The following is a 22,899-nucleotide window of genomic DNA, read 5'->3' as shown; positions in this document are numbered from 1 at the left end:
AGATGTCTAAACTACGCACGCTTACTTTCGACGCGATTGTTGTCGGTGGCGGTGGTGCAGGCATGCGTGCTGCACTTCAGCTTGCACAAAGTGGTCTAAACACTGCTTGTGTAACAAAAGTATTCCCAACTCGATCTCACACAGTATCCGCTCAAGGCGGTATCACTTGTGCGATCGCAAGTGCTGATCCAAACGACGACTGGCGTTGGCACATGTACGATACCGTTAAAGGTTCTGATTATATCGGTGACCAAGACGCTATCGAATACATGTGTTCTGTAGGTCCTCAGGCGGTATTCGAACTAGACCACATGGGTCTTCCGTTCTCCCGTACTGAAACAGGCCGTATCTACCAGCGTCCTTTCGGTGGTCAGTCTAAGAATTTTGGTGAAGGTGGTCAGGCTGCGCGTACATGTGCTGCGGCAGACCGTACTGGTCACGCACTGCTTCATGCTCTATATCAGGGCAATATGAAAGCAGGTACTACCTTCCTTAATGAATGGTACGCAGTAGACCTAGTTAAGAATGACGATGGCGCAGTTGTTGGCTGTATCGCTATCTGCATCGAAACAGGTGAAACTGTATACATCAAGGCTAAAGCGACTGTTCTTGCAACAGGTGGTGCTGGCCGTATTTACTCTTCTACTACTAACGCTCTCATCAATACCGGTGACGGTATGGGTATGTCTCTGCGTGCAGGTGTTCCGGCGCAGGATATGGAGATGTGGCAGTTCCACCCAACCGGTATTGCAGGTGCAGGTGTACTTGTAACTGAAGGTTGTCGTGGTGAAGGTGGTTACCTAATCAACAAAGACGGCGAGCGCTTCATGGAGCGTTACGCGCCAAACGCTAAAGACCTAGCTGGTCGTGACGTTGTGGCACGTTCTATGATCCTTGAGATCCTAGAAGGTCGTGGTTGTGGTGAAGATGGCGATCACGTTTACTTGAAGATGGATCACTTGGGTGAAGAGGTTCTTCATTCACGCCTACCAGGTATCTGTGAGCTGTCTAAGACGTTCGCTGCTACTGATCCAGTTGTTAAGCCGATTCCAGTTGTTCCAACTTGTCACTACCAGATGGGTGGTATTGCAACGAATATCGGTGGTCAGGCTATCGCACCTGATAAAGACGGTAACGATTCTATCGTTGACGGTCTATATGCTTGTGGTGAGGTTGCATGTGTATCTGTACACGGTGCTAACCGTCTAGGTGGTAACTCACTTCTTGACCTTGTTGTATTTGGTCGTGCTGCTGGTATGCAGATCGAACAGCAGATGCGTGAAGGTTACGAAGTTAAAGATGCAACTGAAGCTAACATTGAAGCTGCAATGGCGCGTCTAAACCGTCTAAACAACTCTACTGGCGGTGAAAGCGTTTCTGAAGTTCGTAAAGAACTACAGAGCACAATGCAGCTGTACTTCGGTGTATTCCGTGACGGCGAAAGCATGCAGACAGGTCTTGAATTGCTTAAAGGCATTCGTGAGAAGATCAATAACCTGCATCTTGAAGATAAGAGTCAGGCATTCAACACTGCGCGTATCGAAGCGCTTGAGCTTGAAAACTTGTTCGAAGTTGCTGAAGCAACTGCTATCGCAGCTGAGGTTCGTAAAGAGTCTCGTGGTGCGCATGCTCGTAATGACTTTACTGAGCGTGATGATGAGAACTGGTTGTGCCACTCAGTTTACTTCCCTGAAGACAAAACTATCGGTAAGCGTGCTGTAAACTTCGCACCTAAAACCGTAGATGCCTTCCCACCTAAAGTTCGTACTTACTAAGGAGCTTCTATCATGTTGGTTAGTGTATATCGCTACAATCCTGAAACTGACGATGCTCCTTACATGCAGGATATCCATATTGATATCCCTGGTGGTAAGGACATCATGGTGTTGGATCTGCTTCAGCTTCTTAAGGACAAAGATCCGTCTATGGCGTATCGTCGTTCTTGCCGTGAAGGTGTATGTGGTTCAGACGGTATGAACATGAATGGCCTTAATGGTCTTGCATGTATCACTCCGTTATCTGCTGTAGTTAAAGATGACAAGCTTGTGCTGCGTCCATTACCAGGTCTGCCGGTTATTCGTGACCTTGTTGTAGATATGACTCAGTTCTACAAAGCTTACGAGAAGATCAAACCGTTCTTGATTAACGATACTCCGCCGCCTGCGATCGAGCGTCTGCAGTCTCCGGAAGATCGTGCTGAGTTGGATGGTCTGTACGAGTGTATTCTTTGTGCGTGCTGCTCAACTTCTTGCCCGTCTTTCTGGTGGAACCCAGATAAGTTCATCGGTCCTTCTGGCCTGCTTCAAGCGTACCGCTTCTTAGCAGACAGTCGTGATACGGCGACTCGTGAGCGTCTGGCAGATTTGGATGACCCATTCAGTGTCTTCCGTTGCCACGGCATCATGAACTGCGTAAACGTTTGCCCTAAAGGATTGAATCCTACTAAGGCGATCGGCAAGATTCGCAACATGCTGCTAGCGCAAGCAACCTGATCTACCTTAAAAAGCGGTGCCATTGGCACCGCTTTTTTTGTATTAAAAAAGAAAAAACAATTTTTTGTAAAAAAATTACCATATTCGCATAAAGAATGATTAAAGCTTGCTTCCAAAAGCTTTAATATAAGAATCCCGAGACAGTTAAAGCTGTTTGATCGGGGGATTGAAGGTAACTCAAAGAGGAGCGATGTCTGTCGGAAGATCCCGATAGAATCAGAAAGCTCCCAGAGCCAGGGTGATCAAGAATGCAAGAAAGCATCATGGATCTCATGTGGAAGAATGCTCACCTTTACGGTGGCAACCTTTCATACGTTGAAGAACTGTACGAAACTTACCTGATGGATCCAAATGCGATTCCTCAGGAATGGCGAGAAGAATTCGACCGACTACCTAAAGTTGGCGAAAATCTGACACAGGATGTGCCGCATTCTGCTATCAGAGAACATTTTCTCTATCTATCTAAAAACCAAAAACGCGCTGCGCCAACTGCTGTAAGTTCGGTTAGTTCCGAGCATGAGAAAAAGCAGGTTCGTGTATTGCGTATGATCAACGCTTACCGTGTACGTGGTCATCAGGTTGCAAACATCGATCCATTAGGTTTGATGCAACGTGAAGATGTGCCGGATCTTGATCTACGTTTCCATGAGCTGTCTGAAGCTGATTACGATACTGTATTCCAGCTAGGTTCTCTGTTCTTCGGTCCTGAAGAAGCTCCGCTGCGTGATATCGTTGCTGATCTGAAGAAGACGTACTGTACAACGGTCGGTGCAGAGTACATGCACATCGTTGATACACAAGAAAAACGTTGGATTCAGTCCCGTTTAGAGCCTGTACGCTCACATCCAGAAGCTGAAGTTAACAAGAAGAAAATGATTCTTGAGCGCCTAACAGCTGCTGAAGGTCTTGAGAAATACTTGGGCTCTCGTTATGCCGGTGCTAAGCGCTTCGGTCTGGAAGGTGGCGAGTCAATGATCGTATCCCTAAACACGCTAATTCAGCGTGCTGGTAAGCAGGGTGCGAAAGAAGTTGTTATCGGCATGGCTCACCGTGGCCGTCTAAATACGCTTGTTAATATCTTTGGTAAAAACCCAGCTGATTTGTTTGACGAATTTGAAGGGAAGCGTGTTGTAGATACATCCGGTGACGTTAAATACCACCAAGGTTTCTCATCTAACGTAGAAACTGAAGGCGGTGAAGTTCATATTGCAATGGCATTTAACCCATCTCACCTTGAGATTGCTGCTCCGGTAGTAGAGGGTTCTGTACGTGCGCGTCAGGATCGTCGTGAAGATGCTGTTGGTGATTCTGTTGTTCCTGTAAATATTCACGGTGACCAAGCTTTCTGTGGTCAGGGTGTTGTAATGGAGACATTTCAGATGTCTCAGACCCGTGCATATAAAACAGGCGGCACAATCCATATTGTAGTTAACAACCAAGTTGGTTTTACAACGTCTAAGCAAGAAGACTCACGTTCTACTGAGTACTCTACCGATGTTGCGAAAATGATTCAGGCTCCTATCTTCCACGTAAACGGAGATGACCCTGAAGCGGTGCGTTTTGTTACACAGCTGGCTGTTGATTACCGTAACGAATTTAAGAAAGACGTTGTAATTGACTTGTTCTGTTACCGACGCCGTGGCCACAACGAAGCTGATGAACCATCTGGTACACAGCCGTTGATGTACGCGCAGATCAAAAAGCAGAAAACTACGCGTGAACTTTACGCTCAACAGTTGATTTCTGAAGGTGTTGTTACACTTGAAGAAAGCAAGGCGATGGAGAAAGAGTACCGTAAGCTGCTAGAGAATGGTGAGCATGTTGTTAAGTCTCTTGTACATGAGCCAAACTCAGAGCTTTTCGTAGATTGGAAGCCTTACCTAGGTCATGAGTGGTCTTTTGACTGCCCAGAAACTAAGGTTGATCTAAAGCTTCTGCAAGAGTTAGGTAACAAGATTTGTGAAACCCCAGAAGGTTTCTCTGTACAGCGTCAAGTTCAAAAAATCATTGATGACCGTAAGCGTATGGCTCACGGTGCAATGGAATTGAACTGGGGTATGGCAGAGTCTCTTGCCTATGCAACTATCCTTGCTGAAGGCCATCCAGTGCGTATCACGGGTCAGGATGTGGGACGTGGTACGTTCTCTCACCGTCACGCGGTACTACATGATCAGAAGACAGCTGAAACTTATCTACCTCTAGATAACCTATCTGATGAGCAGCCTCGTCTTACATTGCATGACTCTTTCCTATCGGAAGAAGCGGTACTTGCGTTTGAGTACGGTTATGCGACTACGATGCCAAATGCCCTAGTTATTTGGGAAGCTCAGTTCGGTGATTTCGCCAACGGTGCGCAGGTAGTAATTGACCAGTTCATCACCTCTGGTGAGCACAAATGGCAGCGTCTATGTGGTCTGACGATGTTGTTGCCTCACGGCTTTGAAGGTCAGGGCCCTGAGCACTCTTCAGCACGTCTAGAGCGTTACCTACAATTGTGTGCAGAGCACAACATTCAGGTTGTTACGCCTACTACGCCAGCACAGATTTTCCACTTGTTGCGTCGTCAGGTTGTACGTCCGCTTCGTAAGCCTCTAGTTGTAATGTCTCCTAAGAGTTTGCTACGTCACAAGCAAGCGACATCTACACTTGAAGAGCTTGCAGAGGGTTCTTTCCAGCCAGTGATTGGCGAAGTAGATCAGTTGGAGCCTAAGAAGGTAAAACGCCTTGTACTGTGTGGTGGTAAGGTTTACTACGACCTATATAACCGCCGTGCAGAATTAGAAAAAGATGATGTGGCTATTGTTCGTATTGAGCAGCTATATCCTTTCCCAGAAGCACAACTGGCAGAAGCAATCTCTGAGTATACAAACTTGGAATCTGTAGTTTGGTGTCAAGAAGAACCAATGAACCAAGGCGCATGGTACTCAATGCAGCACCATATGCGTCACGTTCTACACAAACATGACAGCAAGTTACATTTGGAAGGGGTAGCCCGTCCAGCATCTGCAGCTCCAGCGGTAGGGTACATTTCTGTACACGCTGAGCAGCAGGAAAAACTAGTTAATGATGCACTTAACGGTTGATCAGGCGATTAACCACAATTACTAATCGCCTGACGGTGATAACGATAAAGGAAAAAACATGTCCATCGAAATCAAAGCGCCGACGTTCCCAGAATCTGTAGCAGACGGCACAATCGCAACTTGGCACAAACAGCCAGGTGAAGCATGCTCAGCAGACGAGCTTATTGTTGATATCGAAACTGATAAAGTAGTACTAGAAGTTGTAGCACCAGAAGACGGTGTTATTGCTGAAGTACTGAAAGGCGAAGGCGACACAGTTCTGAGTGACGAAGTGATCGCTAAGTTTGAAGCGGGTGCTGCAGGTTCTGCTGCGCCAGCTGCCGAAGAAGCTGCGGCACCTGCAGTCGATGCTGAAAAAGTAGGCCCTGCTGCACGTAAGCTGATCGAAGAAAACGGCTTGGATGCATCTCAAATTACAGGTACTGGCAAAAATGGCGGTATCACTAAAGAAGACGTTCAGAACTTCATCAAAAACGGCGCACAAGCACCGGCTGCTGCACCAGCTCCAGCGGCTGCTGCTCCAGCTCAAGCTGCTGCACCAGTTAACGTTCCAGCAGGTGAGCGTGTAGAGAAGCGAGTTCCGATGACTCGTCTACGTGCAACAATTGCTAAACGCCTAGTTGAAGCACAGCAAAATGCTGCAATGCTTACGACTTATAATGAAGTAAACATGAAACCGGTTATGGAGCTTCGTAAACAGTACAAAGATCTGTTTGAGAAGACTCACAACGGTACTCGTCTTGGTTTCATGTCTTTCTTCGTTAAAGCTGCAACTGAAGCTCTGAAGAAGTTCCCAGCAGTTAACGCATCTATCGACGGTAATGACATGGTTTACCATGGCTACCAGGATATCGGTGTAGCTGTTTCTACTGATCGTGGTTTGATGGTACCAGTGCTACGAGACACTGATGTAATGAGCCTAGCAGATGTTGAATCTACTATTGCTGACTTTGGTAAGCGTGGTCGTGAAGGTAAGCTTGGTATGGACGACATGCAAGGCGGTACATTCACAATCACTAACGGTGGTGTATTCGGTTCATTGATGTCTACTCCGATCTTGAACCCACCACAAACTGCTATTCTAGGTATGCATAAAATTCAGGAACGTCCAATGGCTGTTAATGGCCAGGTTGAGATCCTGCCAATGATGTACCTCGCTCTGTCATACGATCACCGTATGATTGATGGTAAGGAAGCTGTACAATTCCTAGTGACAATTAAAGACCTTCTAGAAGATCCTGCACGTATGCTGCTAGAGGTTTAAGGTTAGTCCTCATAAGAACAGAGTGAAGATAGGATAAAACATGTCTGATAAATTTGACGTTATTGTTGTAGGTGCAGGCCCTGGTGGTTATGTTGCTGCGATTCGTGCAGCTCAGCTTGGTCTAAAAACTGCCTGTGTTGAAAAGTGGGTTGATGACAAAGGTACTGCTGTGCTAGGTGGAACGTGCTTGAATGTAGGTTGTATTCCATCAAAGGCGCTACTTGAATCAACGCATCAATTCCACAATGCTCAACATGCAAATGTACATGGCATCCAAACTGGCGAAGTGTCCATGGATGTTAAAGCGATGGTTGCGCGTAAAGACAAGATTGTTGGTAACTTGACTGGTGGTATCACGGGTCTGTTTAAAGCAAACGGCGTAACTTTGCTACAAGGTATGGGTAAGCTTCACGGCGGTAAGAAAGTTGAAGTTATCGCAGCTGATGGTACTTCCACTACTTACGATGCTGAGAACGTTATTCTTGCATCTGGTTCTGTACCAGTAGAGATTCCACCTGCGCCGTTAACTGAAGGTTTGATCCTTGATAATGCTGGCGCACTTAACATCGACGAAACGCCTAAGCGTTTGGGTGTAATTGGTGCTGGTGTTATTGGCCTAGAAATGGGTTCCATCTGGGCGCGTCTGGGTACTGAAGTAACTGTGCTTGAAGCTATGGATGATTTCCTAGCTGCTGCAGATAAAGATCTTGCTAAAGAGGCTGCTAAGCTTCTTAAGAAGCAAGGCCTTGATGTGAAGCTTGGTGCACGTTGTACAGGTACTGAGATCATCGACGGCAAAGAAGTGAAAGTAAGCTTCACTGATGCTGAAGGCGATAAAGAGATCGTTGTTGACAAGTTGATTGTTGCAGTAGGTCGTAAGCCTCAGACTCAAGGTCTTCTTGCAGATGATTCTGGTGTTTCGCTAGATGAGCGCGGTTTCATCTTCGTTGATGAAAAATGTCAGACTGGTGTACCTGGTGTTTATGCGATTGGTGACTCTGTTCGTGGCCCAATGCTTGCGCATAAGGCGTCTGAAGAGGGCATCATGGTTGCTGATATCATCGCAGGTCATCATGCACAGATGAACTATGATGTCATTCCTAGCATTATCTACACGCACCCAGAGCTAGCTTGGGTTGGTAAAACTGAGCAAGAGCTTAAAGCTGATGGCGTTAAGTACAAAGTAGGTAAGTTCCCATTTGCTGCAAACGGCCGTGCAATGGCTAACAACGATACTGATGGTTTCGTTAAGCTAATTGCCTGCGAAGAGACTGATCGTGTACTTGGTGTACACATTGTTCACGGTTTAGGTGGTGAGCTAATTGGTCAAGCTGCAATTGCAATGGAATTCTGTTCAACTGCAGAAGATCTGCAGATGACAGTATTTGCTCACCCAACAGTGAGTGAAGCGATTCATGAAGCTGCGTTAGCAGCGGATGGTCACGCGATTCACATGGCGAATCGCAAAAAACGCTAAGTAATTAGCACAGAGAGATCCGGCTTACTCTTACAAGGAGTAAGCCGTATATAAAACTTGTTGCTAGAACCAACAGGGCTGTTACAGGGGCGGATTTAGATCCCTGATACAGAAAAATCATATAGTGATAACACAACGGGTTAGAGCATGAATCTTCATGAGTACCAGGGTAAACAGCTGTTTGCCGAATATGGTCTGCCGGTATCCAAAGGATACGCAGTAGATACTCCAGAAGCAGCGGCTGAAGCTGCTGAAAAAATTGGTGGTGATAAGTGGGTTGTTAAAACTCAGGTGCACGCTGGCGGCCGTGGTAAGGCTGGCGGTGTTAAGTTGGTTGACTCTCCTGCAGAAGCGCAAGAGTTCGCAGCTAACTGGCTGGGCAAAAACCTAGTTACATTCCAGACTGACGAAAATGGTCAGCCTGTTTCTAAAATTTTGGTTGAAGACTGCACAGATATTGCAAACGAGCTATATCTTGGTGCTGTTGTAGACCGTTCTACTCGCCGTATCGTTTTCATGGCATCTACTGAAGGTGGTGTTGAAATCGAGACAGTTGCAGAAGAAACTCCAGAAAAGATTCTTAAAGCTGAAGTAGATCCGCTAACGGGTGCTCAGCCTTACCAGGGTCGCGATCTTGCATTCAAACTGGGCCTAGAAGGCGATCAGATTAAGCAGTTCGTTAAAATCTTCTTGGGTCTGGCTCAGATGTTCCAAGAGAAAGATCTGGCTCTTCTAGAGATTAACCCTCTAGTTATTACTGATGAAGGTAACTTGCACTGCCTAGACGCTAAAGTAGCGATCGATGGCAACGCTGTTTACCGTCATAAAGATCTTCAAGCTATGCACGATCCATCTCAGGAAGATGAGCGTGAAGCACACGCTGCTGAGTGGGATCTAAACTACGTTGCTCTAGACGGTACTATCGGTTGCATGGTTAACGGTGCTGGTCTTGCAATGGGTACTATGGACATCGTTGCTCTACACGGTGGTTTCCCAGCTAACTTCCTTGACGTTGGTGGCGGCGCGACTAAAGAACGTGTTACTGAGGCGTTCAAGCTTATCCTAGCTGACGAGAAAGTTAAGACTGTATTGGTTAACATCTTCGGCGGTATCGTACGTTGTGACCTGATTGCCGAAGGTATCATCGGCGCGGTTAAAGAAGTAGGTGTAAACGTACCAGTTGTAGTACGTCTGGAAGGTAACAATGCTGATCTAGGTTCTAAGCTTCTTGCTGAATCTGGTCTAGACATCATCGCAGCTACTAGCTTGACTGATGCAGCTCAGCAAGCAGTAAACGCAGCGGAGGGTAAATAATGTCCGTTTTGATTAATAAAGACACCAAAGTAATCTGCCAAGGTTTCACTGGTGGTCAAGGTACCTTCCACTCTGAACAAGCTATCGCGTACGGTACGCAGATGGTTGGCGGTGTAACTCCAGGTAAAGGTGGTACAACTCACCTAGGTCTACCTGTATTCAACACTGTTGCTGAAGCTGTAGAAGCGACTGGCGCAGATGCATCTGTTATCTACGTTCCAGCTCCATTCTGTAAAGATTCTATCCTAGAAGCTGCAAACGGTGGCGTTAAGCTAATCGTTTGTATCACTGAGCACATCCCAGTTATGGATATGCTTGAGTGTAAAGTTAAGTGTGACGAGCTAGGTGTACGCCTAATCGGCCCTAACTGCCCAGGTGTTATCACTCCAGGCGAATGTAAGATTGGTATTATGCCAGGTCACATTCACCTACCAGGTAAAGTAGGTATTGTTTCCCGTTCTGGTACTCTGACTTATGAAGCTGTTAAGCAGACTACAGATGCTGGTTTCGGTCAGTCTACTTGTGTAGGTATCGGTGGTGACCCAATCCCTGGTTCTAACTTCATCGATATTCTAGAAATGTTCCAGAACGATCCACAGACTGAAGCGATTGTAATGATCGGTGAGATCGGTGGTACTGCTGAAGAAGAAGCGGCTGCTTACATCAAAGCAAACGTTACTAAGCCTGTTGTTTCTTACATTGCTGGTGTTACTGCACCTGCTGGTAAGCGTATGGGTCACGCTGGTGCGATCATCTCTGGTGGTAAAGGTACTGCTGATGAGAAATTCGCAGCACTTGAAGATGCAGGCGTTAAGACTGTACGTTCACTTGCTCAGATCGGCGATGCACTAAAAGAAGTTACTGGCTGGTAAGCTAGAACATCTCTAGAAAAGGCAGCTTAGGCTGCCTTTTTTATTGCCTGTGTCCCGTCCAGAATAAATAGCAGTTGAAACATCAGCTGTTTAATGTGATTGTTGATTAACATTATTTTTAGCGAAGAATGTTTATGAAAAACCTTATCGTGATAGGTGTTGCTTCAGTTGTTGGTTTAGCAGTTGTCGGTGGTGCCGGTTTCTTTGGTTATAAGATGTATTCAGAGTTATCTGAATATAAAGCCTTGGGATCGATTAAGGATATGCGAACATTCAGCCAAGAGAATTTTGATCTAAAAAAAGAAAATAAAGTCCTGATTAAAAAATCAGAAGATATGCAGCGCCAGTTTGTGATTCATCGTAAGATGATCATTGATCAAGCAGTTAAAAGATCAGAAAGAAAAGTAGCAACTTCCATTGCTTCTTTTACTCCTATCTCTGGCTCCTATGTGCTTGCTGCTATGTCTACGCAAGAACAGTTGGAGCTTTGTCAGGATGTACAGGCTTTATTAAAACTAGAATCTAATCTGTTTGAAACGTCTGATCCTTCTGTGGTTATGCAGCAAGAGAAGATCTGTGGGACATATATTGAGCGAAAGTTAACGCCGTTGTTCAAATACCAGATGCTTCGTGTACGAGCATCTATGACTGGGTCACTTGGGCATTTAAGATCCGATGCTGAAGAAAAATTCGATAAAGCACGGAAACTGCTTGAAAAATGGCAAGTGCCTGTTGAACGAGAATTAGATTCCTATACGCGCTTTGATCGTTAAATTTATCGCTAAGCAATCTTGTAAACTCCCTATAGTCCCTTTCTGCTGGAAGCTGAGTATTCCTATTTAGCTGCTACAATTTTATTTACTCTATATAGTATTATGCGTTTTAATAATAACCATTGTTTTTAAGTGGTTAATGGGTTGAGGGCGATAATCTTTGAGTAGTAATAAGATTGAAATGTATGCCTTAGCCGAGCGAATGCCCGGTACCTTCTATCGACGTTCTATTAAGGGCGATCGCTCTTTGTTGTTCATTACTTCGGGTTGTAAAGAGCTTACAGGCTATTCCGCTGCTGAGTGGTTGGGTGGTGAGATTAGTTTTAAACAAATTATTGATTCAGAATGTCATGCCCATTATCGCGATATAGTTGATCAAGCTATCATAGAAGGTGCTCCTTACAGTGTCGAATATAAAATCACGCAGAAATGTGGTGATACCCTTTGGGTTTGGGAGCAAGGGCATGGTGTCACTGAGCATGGCAATCTTGCTGCTATAGAGGGTTACATCACTGATATAACAGCACAGAAAGCGCATGAAGCTGGCTTACAGGATGCGCTTAATGCAAAGCAACAACTGCTAGAAGAATACAAGGGTGTTGTTGATTGCAGTGCCATTGTTTCTAAGACAGATCCAAATGGCGTTATTACTTACGTTAATGATCACTTTTGCAAAGTTTCTGGTTATAGCTCGGATGAGTTAGTGGGTTCCACTCATGCGATCGTGAGGCATCCGCAGACACGTCCTGAGATCTTTAAAGATCTGTGGGAGACAATTCTTTCTGGTAAAACCTGGAAAGGTACTCTCAGAAATATGGCAAAGAATGGTCAGGACTATTATGTAAATTCGGCTATCTCACCCATTATGGATTCCGATGGCAATATCATCGAATTCATATCCGTTCGATTTGATGTGACATCGCTAATTGAGAAAGAGAAGCGGATCAGACGGCAGATTACGGATCAGTTAACGGGGTTGCCAAATAGGCAGAGCCTTTTGGAGGATCTTGCCTCCGTAGAATCGGGTTCTTTAGCTATTATAAACATTAACGATTTTAAGTTGGTGAATGAATATTATGGCTTTGCGGTGGGTGACCAGCTTTTACGCGATATGGCCTTATTGCTTTCAGAAGTTGCTAAGCAGTACGGCCTAATCCTATATCGTCTTTCGGGCGATGAATTTGCTATTTTCTGTAAAGAGCATGTACGTGACATTGGTTTTGATGCTTTGTGCGACTTTATCGTTGCGCGTGTATCTGAAAAAGTAATCACTATCATCGGAATTGAATTTGCCTTGGCGGTAACGATTGGTGCATCTAGTGGTTGTGCCAAAGATTTGCTCTTACATGCGGATATTGCGCTTCACAGTGCCAAAGAGCAGCACTTATCAGTGCAAATCTATGATATCTATTCACCGTTAAAACGTCAGATTGATAACAATATCACTTGGCTTAAAAGAATTCGTGAAGCTATTCATGAAGAAAGAATCGAGGTTTTTGCGCAGCCTATCTTAAATGTTAATTCATCTGAAATTAATCGCTATGAATGCTTAATGAGATTAAGAGAGGGTGAGGACTATATCTCTCCTTATCTGTTCCTGCAGGCAGCAAAACATGGTCGGTTATATGGGGATTTAACCCGAATTGTATTCTCTAAAGCTTGTGCATTCTTTGCTGAACGAGCTGATTGCTTTTCCATCAATATAACGGCCTCCGATATATTAAATCCGAATACATCTAACTACATCATCCGAACGATCAAGCGTTATGGGGTGGGTGATCGTCTCGTTTTTGAATTGGTTGAAAGTGAAGGAATAGAGGATTCTGAGCTCATTATACAATTCTTTGATCAAGTGAAGGCGATGGGGTGCAGATTAGCTATAGATGACTTTGGTACAGGTTATTCCAACTTCGAATACCTACTTAAGCTTGATATTGATTATATAAAGATCGATGGCTCTCTAATTCGTTACATTGATAAAGATGATAATGCGCGTATTGTGGCTGCAACGGTTGTCGACTTTGCTAGACGTCTGAATGTGAAGACGGTTGCGGAGTTTGTTCATAATCGTGAAGTTGAGCGATGTGCTCGTGATATAGGTGTCGACTTTCTACAGGGCTTTCTGTTAGGTGAGCCTACTCCTATAGACTCTCTCTAAGTTTGTTGTTCTGGTCTGTTTATTGCTTTTCTAAGAGAGGGGTGACAGGTCTTTAGTGTTTGTCGTTTTAAATGCTGCAAAGACAAGGGTTTGAAGCATTATTTTTTCATCATTATTCTATTTATAGTGCACTGGGCACTATTTTTGTGCGCCTTTAATTTGATTTGGCACTTGTTTGGTGCGATCGATAGAATTTGAGATGAAAAAAATACTCTTGGCTGTAGTATAAGGCTTTCGGTCTAGCTGGTTTTATTGCTTATTTTTATTCCAGTGATGATTGTGAAGCATGTATTTGGTGATAGGTATTATTTATGTGTATCCGTACCTATAAGTGCCACAAAATTTATCAGAGTAGTTCATTATGAGTTTTAAGCTTTTTCCATACTTCCAACCAATTGTTGAAACCGCAACTGGTCGTATTGCGGGATACGAAGCGCTGGCAAGGATGAAAGATGAAAGCGGTAATATAGTTTCTGCAGGTGCAATTTTTTCGGATAAGAATCTCTCTGTTAAAGAACGTATTGAGCTAGACCGAGATGTAAGATTACAAGCCCTTCAGCAGATTCAGGCATTGCCTGAAGATACTTATATCAGTATTAATATTTCTCCTGAGTGGCTGCAATATTTAGAATCTTTAGACAATATCCCCACTTTGGAGATGATTAAGCAGTTGGCTGTTGATCCCTCGAAAGTTGTTATCGAAATAACCGAGCTAGATGGTGAGTTGGAAGTAATCCAGAAGCTTGTAGAACGATACCGTCAAGAGGGTTTCTGTATTGCTATCGATGATTTCGGTACCGGTTTTTCGCAGTTAGACCGCATTGCTTTGCTTAAGCCGGATATCATTAAGTTAGATATGACACTGCTTAAAAAAGGAAAGAATGACAGTCGTCGTTCCTCTATGGTTCAGATGTTAGGGGAGCTTGCATCTAAACTTGGCAGTAAAGTACTGTGTGAAGGTGTAGAAACCGATGAAGAGTACTATTTAGCGTTAAGTTGTAATGCTGTTTATGTACAGGGCTTTCTTTTCTCAGCAGCGAGGCCAGAGATGTTGCCTCCTGAATCGACTACAAAGCAAGTTAAAGACATGCTCAGTCACTATCGTGATATGGCGATTAATGCTACATCCCGCAGTCATTGGCGTGCAGAAAAGGTTAAGGCTGAACTACTTGCTTTGAGAGAGGTTTTAAAAGCTGCAACTAGTGATGAAGACCTACAGCATTTCGTTGCTACTGAGCACTTAATGCGTTTTTATATCTGTGATCGTTTAGGTAATCAAATCTCTCCAAACTACGAGAATAGTGATAAAGGTTGGATTCTAAACGAGAAGCATAGAGGGTTTAACTGGAGCTGGAGGCCATATTTCTTTGAACTACTCGGTGCTGCAGATACGAAAAATCGTTTGGTCTTCTCTGAGCCATACCAAGATATTCATACAGGCCAGCGAGCGCAAACGGCTGTTTTGTTTATCGATGATACTCGTATTTTACTTGCTGATTTGCTAGATGAGGGGCAGGAGAGTGATCTGTTTAACGGCTTTAGCGGAATGCCGGCAAGCTGGATTCCTGAGATAGGATAATTGGTGTTTTGCTATAAGAGCTAAGCCGAGAGGTTTAGCTCTTATTATTTAAGCTCTTTCAAAAGAAGGGTATAGGCTTTATCTTTCTTTTCAATCTGGTGTAGTTTGATAATCTGATGATTTAGTTCAGGCGCAAACCAGATGAAAGTCTGTCGTGTGCTGTCTTCTTTACGTACGCGTTTTACACGAATTGCTTCGTACTCACCGATAGGAGCTTTGATGCTCTCTTTGCCATCGACGATGAAGTTATATTCTTTTAGCTTTCCACCGTCCGCTACAGAGTATTGAAACTCTTTATCGCCTTTAGCGACTGCTTGTTGTAACAGTAATTGATAGCTGATTTTATCTTGTACACCTTCTGTAATTGGCATTTTCCAAGGCTTGTTTTCAACCTTGTTTGTTACCAATTGGTTTTGCCAATCAAAATGAACCTCAGCCTTACGCTTTTTGCCAAGCACGCTACGTTTGAACGAATAGTTGAGTGGCTTTAGCTTTGCATTCTCTAGCGTGAATTTACTGGATTCATAGATGCTAGCAAACATTGCGGAAGCTTTTGATTCAAACAGCCATTCGCCAGATTCGGACTTTTGCAGTTTACGTGTCGTGCTACCGCTGAGGGAGATGCTGCCATCCCAATCAATTTCGTAGCTTGCGGTAAAAGGAGTAAAAGGCGTTGCGGTGTCTGCAACTAGAGGAGTAGCCCAGAGAAGTGCGGACGCGAAAAGGGAATTAATTAACGTCTTATTTTCTCTGAGCATACCGAGTTTCCTCATTAAATTTGATCGTGCTGAAAGCCCTGAGTAGGTGCGGCTTTACCGTCTAAGGTAACGCCAGCGTCAGACCAGATCAGTCTATCAGAACAAAACAGACCTACCGCTTGAGGGTAGATGATATGTTCCACTTTATGGACTTTCTGTTGCAAGCTCTCACTTGTATCTTCCGGATCTATGCTTACTTTGCCCTGAATGGCTAGCGGGCCACCATCTAACTCTTCAGATACAAAGTGCACGGTGCAGCCGTGTTCTTTATCACCAGCATCAATTGCACGCTGATGGGTGTGAAGGCCTTTGTATTTAGGGAGTAGTGACGGGTGAATGTTAAACATTCTGCCGTTGTAGTGCCGAACAAATTCGGCTGTAAGGATACGCATAAACCCTGCAAGAACAATCAGGTCAGGCTGATATGTATCAATCTGTTTGATCATCGCTTGGTCAAAACTTTCCCGGCTATCAAAGTCGGTATGTTTTAAAACCAGTGTGGGGATATTGGAGTTGCGGGCACGCTCCAAGCCATAAGCCTCAGCTTTGTTACTGAGGACGGCTTCGATGCGGCCATCAATTTGGCCAGCATCGATTGAATCCATTATAGCTTGGAGGTTGGAACCACTTCCTGAGATCAGGACAACGATTCGTTTAGTCATTGGGCGAATTACGCCTCCAGACCAGCTAGTTCAACTTGCTCTTCACCTGCTTGCGCAGCAGCAATCGAACCGATAACCCAAGCATCTTCGCCAGCTTCGTTTAGCAGCTGAAGCGCTTCTTCTTGCTTGTCAGCAGGTACGCAGATAACCATACCAACACCACAGTTGAATGTGCGGTACATCTCAGTTGCATCAACGTTGCCTTGCTCTTGTAGCCAGTTGAATACAGCAGGCATAGTCCAAGAGTTTACATCGATAACAGCTTTAGCGTTCTCAGGAAGAACACGTGGGATGTTCTCAAGTAGACCGCCGCCCGTAATGTGGGACAGAGCGTTAACTTGAGACTCTTTGATCAGTTTTAGAAGTGACTTAACGTAGATGCGTGTTGGCGCCATCAAAGCATCCGCTAGAGGTTTGCCATCAAGATCTGCAGTCAACTCTGTACCGCTTACTTCTAGAATCTTACGGATTAGAGAGTAACCGTTTGAGTGTGGGCCTGAAGAAGCTAGGCCGATCAGCGTGTCACCAACTTTTACGTTAGTGCCGTCGATGATCTCATCTTCTTCTACAACACCCGTGCAGAAACCAGCTAGATCGTAATCTTCGCCTTCGTACATGCCTGGCATTTCAGCTGTTTCACCACCAACAAGTGCTGCACCTGCCAGAGAACAACCTTCGCCAATACCTTTTACCACATCTGCAGCAGTATCAACGTTAAGTTTACCTGTCGCGTAGTAATCCAAGAAAAGTAGAGGTTCTGCGCCAGCAACGATTAGATCGTTAACACACATCGCAACAAGATCGATACCGATGGTGTCGTGCTTTCCTAGATCCATAGCTAGGCGTAATTTTGTACCTACACCGTCAGTACCTGAAACAAGTACAGGCTTACGGTAGCCTTCAGGGATACGGCATAGAGCGCCGAAACCACCTAGGCCGCCCATAACTTCAGGGCGAGTTGTGCTTTTAGCAACGCCTTTAATGCGATCAACTAGGGCGTTACCAGCGTCGATATCAACGCCAGCGTCTTTATAGCTCAGAGAGCTGTTATCAGAACCAGTAGACATGGATCAGTTAACCTTTCATGTACAAGGAAAGAGGAAGAAAAATATTGCCGCATATTCTACCGTTTTATCACGCTTGAATACACTCATCTGGGCAACGAATATGAAATAATTATGTGGGATGGTAAAGTTAAAGCATATTTTTATTCGAAATTGTTGAAGGCGGCTTAATGGACTTGATGCGAAGCTTTATAGCTGTGCTTCTGCTGGCAGTGTCTCAATTTGTTTTTGCAGGGACAGTAACTGATCTTTATCAGGTGACTTTATCTGTTGATCAACAAAGGTCTTCACCTAGTGACCTTCAGATGAGTTCTGGGCTGGCGAAAGTGCTAGTTAAAGTGTCTGGCAATTCCAGTATTGCCGAAGATTCTCAAATCCAATCCCAGCTTAAAGTGCCAGCCAGAACGTTAAAGCAGTTTAGTTATATCGCTAAAGAAGATGGGGAATATTTAGTTTTAGATTTCCACCCGTCGGTTATTGACGGTTTAGTTACCCGTACAGGATTTAAACCCTTAGGCGGGCAGAGACCTACCGTTTTGCTTTGGTTTGCTTCGGACCTGTCCGGCGAACAAGACTATCTGCAATTCAATGATCCTTTTTATAAAGCCTTGCAGTTAGCTGCAAACTCCCGTGGATTGCCGCTGCAGTTTCCTTTATTCGATCTAACTGACCAAGTGGCGCTTACCACTGCGGATCTTTGGGTGTTGCAGGATCAATCAATTACTCAAGCCTCTGCGCGTTATAATCCTGATGCCATTATTGCTGGTCGCCTTTCAAAGGTGACGCCAGAAGGAGTATCCGTCGCAGGGTTATTTATAAATGGCGGCGACAACCAACCGTTAGCCGAATCTGGCAATATCGATCAGGTAGCTCAAGCCTTGATAAACCGAGTCGCGGATAACCTTTTTAAGCCGGTCGTGAGTTATAAACTCAGTCATTTCCAGACGGGCGTTGCCGTTCAAGTCGAAAATATTTCTAACTTGTCTGATTACGTCAGACTGATCGATTTTCTCAAAGGGTTATCTGTTGTTAGTCAGGTAAAAATTGAACAGGCAATAGGCAATCAAATTACAGTAAGACTTGAGTTAGATGGCAGCGAAGAGCAATTGCGCCAAGCTTTCGCCCTAGAGCCGCAATTGCAGGCGCTTGATAGTCTTAGAAATCAAGATGGTTCTGCGGTGATGATCTACCGCTGGCAAGGATAGCAGGAACAATAAATGACTGAATCACAACGTTGGTTTTTCTTAATACTTGCCGTCGTATTGGGCGGTTTGGTGTATCTACTTTCTCCAATTCTTTCACCGTTTTTGGTCGGGGCATTGTTTGCTTATTTGTCTGATCCTATTGCCGATCGATTAGAAGATTTAGGTATGTCCCGTACAGGCTCTGTCATTATTGTGTTTATCGGTATGACGGCTTTAGTGGCGATGATGTTCCTGTTATTACTTCCGCAACTAGGGCATCAAATACAGACATTGCTAGCTCGTATACCGCAGGCGATACAGCTATTTGAAGAACAGATTTTCCCTTGGATATTAGCAACATTCAGTTTAGAGCCAACTGCGTTTGGCTTTGCCAATGTTAAAGATGTTTTGATTGGTGATTTGCAAAAAACTGGCGATATTATGAGCCAGTTGTTAGGTGGCATTACGCGATCTGGTTTGGCGATTGTGGCGTGGGTGGCTAATTTAGTATTGATTCCCGTGGTTACATTCTATTTGTTACGCGACTGGGATGTAATGATTGCCAAGGTTAAACGCCTGTTACCACGCAATGTAGAGCCTAAAGTTTCTTTGTGGGCCAGTGAGTGTGATGAGGTACTTGGCGCATTTATGAAAGGCCAGCTTTTAGTAATGGTCGCATTGGGAATTGTTTATGCAGTAGGTTTATGGATCGTAGGGCTTGATCTAGCGCTATTGGTTGGTATGATCGCGGGCCTTGCTAGTATTGTTCCTTACATGGGATTCATCATCGGTATTGCAGTGGCAGGTGTTGCTGCATTTATGCAATTCCAAGATCCAATGGTTTTAGGCTACGTTGGCGTAGTCTTTATCATTGGCCAGATGCTTGAAGGGATGTTACTTACGCCATTATTAGTAGGTGACCGTATTGGATTACACCCTGTTGCGGTAATTTTTGCTATCATGGCGGGCGGACAGCTGTTCGGATTTGTTGGGGTGCTTTTAGCTCTGCCAGTTGCAGCTGTTATTATGGTGCTATTACGGCATCTGCATGAAGGTTACAAAGGCAGTACATTGTACGGCTCAGAAGAAGATCAAGCGTTAGAACAAGTCGAACCAGTAGTTAATGACAAGTAAACAACCATTCCAATTACCTCTATCGGTTAGTCTCCGAGATGATGCTCGTTTTGAGAATTATTACGCTCAAGGCAATGAGCTGGTTTGCGCGAGTTTAAAGGCGGCCGCAAACGGTAATGGTGAGCAGTTTACTTACATTTGGGGTAGTGAGGGTGTTGGTTGTACTCATCTACTCCAAGCGGTATGTCATGAAGCCGATCCTGTAGGACGCAGTGCGGCTTATCTCCCCCTAGATGAATTAAAACAGATGGGTGGTGGTATTTTAGAAGGGATGGAATATCTCGATCTAGTTTGTATCGATGGCATAGAGTCTGTTGCTGGTAATAAAGCTTGGGAAGAGGCGCTTTTCCACTTCTTTAATCGTATCCGCGAGCAGGGAAATACACTGATCATCGCTTCGACAGCTGCGCCACGTCACCTTGGTATCAACCTGCCTGATTTAGCATCCAGACTCAGTTGGGGCATGGTATTCCAAGTGCAAGCGCTTAATGATGAAGTGAAATTAACTGCGATTAAGGCTAAAGCAAGTGCTCGCGGATTGCAGTTTTCAGATGAAGTCGCTCGCTTTTTACTTCACCATGCCAGCCGTAATATGAACGATTTAGCCTGTTTACTAGACACGTTGGATCGCGCATCTCTGAGTGCTCAGCGTAAAATTACAATTCCTTTCGTAAAAGAGGTTACAGGGCTGTAATTAATCAGCTCTTAAACCAACTCTTCATATATTGTTCATCATTTTTGCAGGTGCGTAATGCGAAAATAAGGGTATTTAATTGAGGTACTCTTTCGCATGTCATTATGGCTAGGAGGTCATCATGGGTAGCAAGCATCTGACAGACAAATTACGTGCTAAGCTTGAAAAAGAAGAGATCAAAGTCAAAGCCAACAATGTTCGCTATACCGTTACCCATCTGAATGAAAAAGGTAAGGTTTTGGGACGTGAGTGGTATAAGGGGTTTATCGCCGTTTCAGGCAAGCGCCTTATACTGGTATCTGATGGCGTAAAATTTCTAAACATCAAAAAATCGGATCAGCGCTTCACAGCTGCTAAATTTGTAGAAGAAAATGTAGCTTGCCTAGAAGTGCGTTATTTGAAAGAGCCAGATTCTGAACGCAGCTTGGTCTTTCATATCTATACGGATAAAGTTAATAAGCTGCTTAAACACATTGATAAGCTATAAGCCAAAATAGATTATCGCCTCTGGGGAGGAATGTTCTTTTTCGCCCCTTGAAATATCTCCTTAACTCCCGCATGATCGCGACTTTTTGGCGGGAAATTCTGTGTTTCAAATAATTGATCAAACCAGTGATTTTGTTGTGGTGGTTAAACCTGCAGGAATCAGTGTGCATAAAGATCAAGAGGAAGCAGGATTTACCATGATGTTGCAGCAACAGCTAGATTTAGAGCAGATCTTTCTGGTGCACCGTTTAGATAAAATTACATCTGGCCTTATGGTATTTGCTAAGAGTACCGAAGCTGCCAAAACACTCGCTGATCAGTTTAAAAACCGTGAAGTTTCGAAATACTACCTAGCTATCTCTGCTAATAAGCCAAAGCGTAAGCAAGGACTTATTATGGGGGATATGGAGAAAGCGAGACGCGGTGGTTGGAAACTTGTAAAAAACTGTCAAAACCCTGCAGTGACCCAGTTTTTTAGCTGCTCTCTTAAGCCAGGCTTTAGGCTGTTTTTACTCAAACCAACCACAGGTAAAACCCACCAAATTAGGGTGGCGCTTAAAAGTGAAGGCGCGCCAATTTTGGGGGATAATACCTACGGTGGTGAGTTATCAGACCGCACCTATCTGCACGCATACTCTTTAGCATTTAGTTATGGTGGTGAGCGGTATACTTATAAGAGCTATCCAGAGCAGGGCGATCAATTTGATCAAGAGGCTTTGGATATTATTAAAGAACATTTTGATCGGCCAGAGAGTCTTTCTTGGCCGAAATTACTTGAAAAAAGATAAGGCAAAAAAATGAGCGAAGGTGAACGTATAGAACGTGATTTTGAATCACGCGATGCAGATGAGAAAAAAGCCTTTCTAGAGCAAACATGGTGCGATAACTGCCAAGAAGTGAATCTTGGTATGGTTGAGCCTGAAGAATACGAACTAAACGATATCATATTTATCGAAGGTAAATGTGCTAAATGCGGTCATGTGATTTTGACCGAAATTACTGAAGACGAATTTTAATTTCGTTTTAAAGCGATAGAGGTAGGTTACGTTGTCCTCAGGTTTTGAAAATCGTTTTGGTGGAACTCGCCGTCTATATGGAACGGACGTGGTTGATATGTTCCGCCAATCTCATATTTGTGTGATTGGTATTGGTGGCGTTGGCTCTTGGGTGGCTGAAGCCTTAGCCCGGACGGCGATTGGTAAGATCACACTGATTGATCTAGATGATATCTGCATTACCAACACAAACCGTCAGATTCATGCGGTAGACGGTAATGTGGGTCGATCGAAGACCGAAGCTATGGCCGAGCGAATTAAGCTGATTAATCCTGAATGTGAAGTCAATGAGATCGAAGATTTTATTACACGGGAAAACATTCCAGAACTGATTACCAATGAGTTCGACTATGTAATTGATGCGATCGATAGCGTTAAAGAGAAAGCGGCTTTAATTGCCCATTGTAGCTATCGCAAGATTCCGATTATCACAGTCGGTGGTGCTGGTGGCCAGACTGACCCTACCAAGATTGATATCTGTGATTTAGCCAAAACCAATCATGACCCGCTCGCGGCTAAAGTGCGCTCTTTCCTACGTAGACACTATCGATTCAGTAAAAGTGGTAGACGATTCTCTGTCGATTGTGTTTATTCCACTGAGCAGTTGGTGTATCCGCAACCTGATGGTTCGGTCTGTGCGCAAAAGAGTATTACCGATGGTAATACCCGACTCGATTGTGCCGGTGGTTTTGGTGCGTCGACCTGTGTGACCGCGAGCTTTGGTTTTGCCGCGGTAGCGCGTGTGTTAGAGAAAATGCGCTTACGCTGGGAAAGGCAGTCGCAAGGTTAATAGCTTGGCAAGAGAAACAAAGAAAGGGAGCATCAAGCTCCCTTTTTATTGCGAGTACTT

At 44.5% G+C, this 22,899-nt stretch carries 20 protein-coding genes; 17 read left to right on the top strand and 3 right to left on the bottom strand.

Annotation, left to right across the window (positions count from 1 at the left end):
• Window positions 1–2: 2 nt before the first annotated feature.
• From sdhA to ACMXYT_RS10040, 10 genes are all read left to right on the top strand, one after another.
• Window positions 3–1,775, top strand: coding sequence for a succinate dehydrogenase flavoprotein subunit (sdhA, locus tag ACMXYT_RS10085; protein WP_415898560.1), 1,773 nt, complete (start codon window positions 3–5; stop codon window positions 1,773–1,775).
• Window positions 1,776–1,787: 12 nt separating this feature from the next.
• A complete protein-coding gene (locus tag ACMXYT_RS10080) occupies window positions 1,788–2,492 on the top strand; it encodes a succinate dehydrogenase iron-sulfur subunit (RefSeq protein WP_415884187.1) in 705 nt (234 codons plus the stop codon).
• 248 nt (window positions 2,493–2,740) lie between these two features.
• Window positions 2,741–5,575: a 2-oxoglutarate dehydrogenase E1 component gene (locus tag ACMXYT_RS10075; RefSeq protein WP_415898559.1), complete on the top strand. Its 2,835-nt coding sequence runs from the start codon at window positions 2,741–2,743 to the stop codon at window positions 5,573–5,575.
• 58 nt (window positions 5,576–5,633) lie between these two features.
• Window positions 5,634–6,839: a 2-oxoglutarate dehydrogenase complex dihydrolipoyllysine-residue succinyltransferase gene (odhB, locus tag ACMXYT_RS10070; protein WP_415898558.1), complete on the top strand. Its 1,206-nt coding sequence runs from the start codon at window positions 5,634–5,636 to the stop codon at window positions 6,837–6,839.
• A gap of 40 nt (window positions 6,840–6,879) precedes the next feature.
• The gene (gene lpdA / locus ACMXYT_RS10065; RefSeq protein WP_415898557.1) at window positions 6,880–8,316 is read left to right on the top strand and encodes a dihydrolipoyl dehydrogenase; all 1,437 of its coding nucleotides are present in this window, start codon (window positions 6,880–6,882) and stop codon (window positions 8,314–8,316) included.
• Between the two features lie 147 nt (window positions 8,317–8,463).
• The gene (gene sucC, locus ACMXYT_RS10060; RefSeq protein ID WP_415884192.1) at window positions 8,464–9,630 is read left to right on the top strand and encodes an ADP-forming succinate--CoA ligase subunit beta; all 1,167 of its coding nucleotides are present in this window, start codon (window positions 8,464–8,466) and stop codon (window positions 9,628–9,630) included.
• A complete protein-coding gene (gene sucD, locus ACMXYT_RS10055; RefSeq protein WP_415884193.1) occupies window positions 9,630–10,502 on the top strand; it encodes a succinate--CoA ligase subunit alpha in 873 nt (290 codons plus the stop codon). Before sucC ends, sucD begins: the two co-directional genes overlap by 1 nt.
• A gap of 134 nt (window positions 10,503–10,636) precedes the next feature.
• On the top strand, window positions 10,637–11,275 hold the full coding sequence (locus ACMXYT_RS10050; RefSeq protein ID WP_415911393.1) for a hypothetical protein: 639 nt from the start codon (window positions 10,637–10,639) through the stop codon (window positions 11,273–11,275).
• Window positions 11,276–11,435: 160 nt separating this feature from the next.
• Window positions 11,436–13,433 (top strand): EAL domain-containing protein, encoded by a 1,998-nt coding sequence (locus tag ACMXYT_RS10045; RefSeq protein WP_415911392.1) that lies wholly within the window; start codon window positions 11,436–11,438, stop codon window positions 13,431–13,433.
• 361 nt (window positions 13,434–13,794) lie between these two features.
• On the top strand, window positions 13,795–15,012 hold the full coding sequence (locus tag ACMXYT_RS10040; protein WP_415911391.1) for an EAL domain-containing protein: 1,218 nt from the start codon (window positions 13,795–13,797) through the stop codon (window positions 15,010–15,012).
• A gap of 44 nt (window positions 15,013–15,056) precedes the next feature.
• On the opposite strand, the gene ACMXYT_RS10035 is transcribed toward ACMXYT_RS10040, so the two are convergent.
• Genes ACMXYT_RS10035 through purM form a run of 3 tightly spaced genes read right to left on the bottom strand, consistent with a single transcriptional unit; the run spans window position 15,057 to window position 17,499 of the window.
• Window positions 15,057–15,770 carry a DUF3108 domain-containing protein gene (locus ACMXYT_RS10035; protein WP_415911390.1) on the bottom strand — a complete coding sequence of 238 codons (714 nt, stop codon included), beginning with the start codon at window positions 15,768–15,770 and terminating at the stop codon, window positions 15,057–15,059.
• A 14-nt stretch (window positions 15,771–15,784) separates the two neighbouring features.
• Window positions 15,785–16,432, bottom strand: coding sequence for a phosphoribosylglycinamide formyltransferase (gene purN, locus ACMXYT_RS10030; protein WP_415898552.1), 648 nt, complete (start codon window positions 16,430–16,432; stop codon window positions 15,785–15,787).
• Window positions 16,433–16,440: 8 nt separating this feature from the next.
• Window positions 16,441–17,499 (bottom strand): phosphoribosylformylglycinamidine cyclo-ligase, encoded by a 1,059-nt coding sequence (gene purM, locus ACMXYT_RS10025; protein WP_415894035.1) that lies wholly within the window; start codon window positions 17,497–17,499, stop codon window positions 16,441–16,443.
• Window positions 17,500–17,666: 167 nt separating this feature from the next.
• On the opposite strand from purM, the gene ACMXYT_RS10020 reads away from it, so the two are divergent.
• From ACMXYT_RS10020 to tcdA, 7 genes are all read left to right on the top strand, one after another.
• Complete coding sequence (locus ACMXYT_RS10020; protein ID WP_415911389.1) at window positions 17,667–18,701, top strand: DUF2066 domain-containing protein; 1,035 nt, start codon at window positions 17,667–17,669, stop codon at window positions 18,699–18,701.
• Between the two features lie 12 nt (window positions 18,702–18,713).
• The gene (locus tag ACMXYT_RS10015; RefSeq protein WP_415884201.1) at window positions 18,714–19,814 is read left to right on the top strand and encodes an AI-2E family transporter; all 1,101 of its coding nucleotides are present in this window, start codon (window positions 18,714–18,716) and stop codon (window positions 19,812–19,814) included.
• Window positions 19,804–20,508, top strand: a complete 705-nt coding sequence (hda, locus tag ACMXYT_RS10010; RefSeq protein ID WP_415898549.1) for a DnaA regulatory inactivator Hda — start codon at window positions 19,804–19,806, stop codon at window positions 20,506–20,508. The genes ACMXYT_RS10015 and hda overlap by 11 nt, the downstream gene beginning before the upstream one ends.
• A gap of 121 nt (window positions 20,509–20,629) precedes the next feature.
• Complete coding sequence (locus tag ACMXYT_RS10005; protein ID WP_415911388.1) at window positions 20,630–20,995, top strand: hypothetical protein; 366 nt, start codon at window positions 20,630–20,632, stop codon at window positions 20,993–20,995.
• Between the two features lie 100 nt (window positions 20,996–21,095).
• Window positions 21,096–21,782, top strand: a complete 687-nt coding sequence (locus ACMXYT_RS10000; RefSeq protein ID WP_415911387.1) for a TIGR01621 family pseudouridine synthase — start codon at window positions 21,096–21,098, stop codon at window positions 21,780–21,782.
• A gap of 9 nt (window positions 21,783–21,791) precedes the next feature.
• On the top strand, window positions 21,792–22,010 hold the full coding sequence (locus ACMXYT_RS09995; RefSeq protein WP_415884205.1) for a hypothetical protein: 219 nt from the start codon (window positions 21,792–21,794) through the stop codon (window positions 22,008–22,010).
• Window positions 22,011–22,041: 31 nt separating this feature from the next.
• Entirely contained in the window at window positions 22,042–22,839 is a 798-nt protein-coding gene (gene tcdA / locus ACMXYT_RS09990; RefSeq protein WP_415894041.1) for a tRNA cyclic N6-threonylcarbamoyladenosine(37) synthase TcdA, read from the top strand.
• The last annotated feature ends 60 nt before the right edge of the window (window positions 22,840–22,899 follow it).

Source organism: Neptuniibacter sp. QD37_11 (assembly GCF_047778105.1).
GTDB lineage: Bacteria > Pseudomonadota > Gammaproteobacteria > Pseudomonadales > Balneatricaceae > Neptuniibacter.
This window is presented reverse-complemented; position numbering and strand designations above follow the sequence as displayed.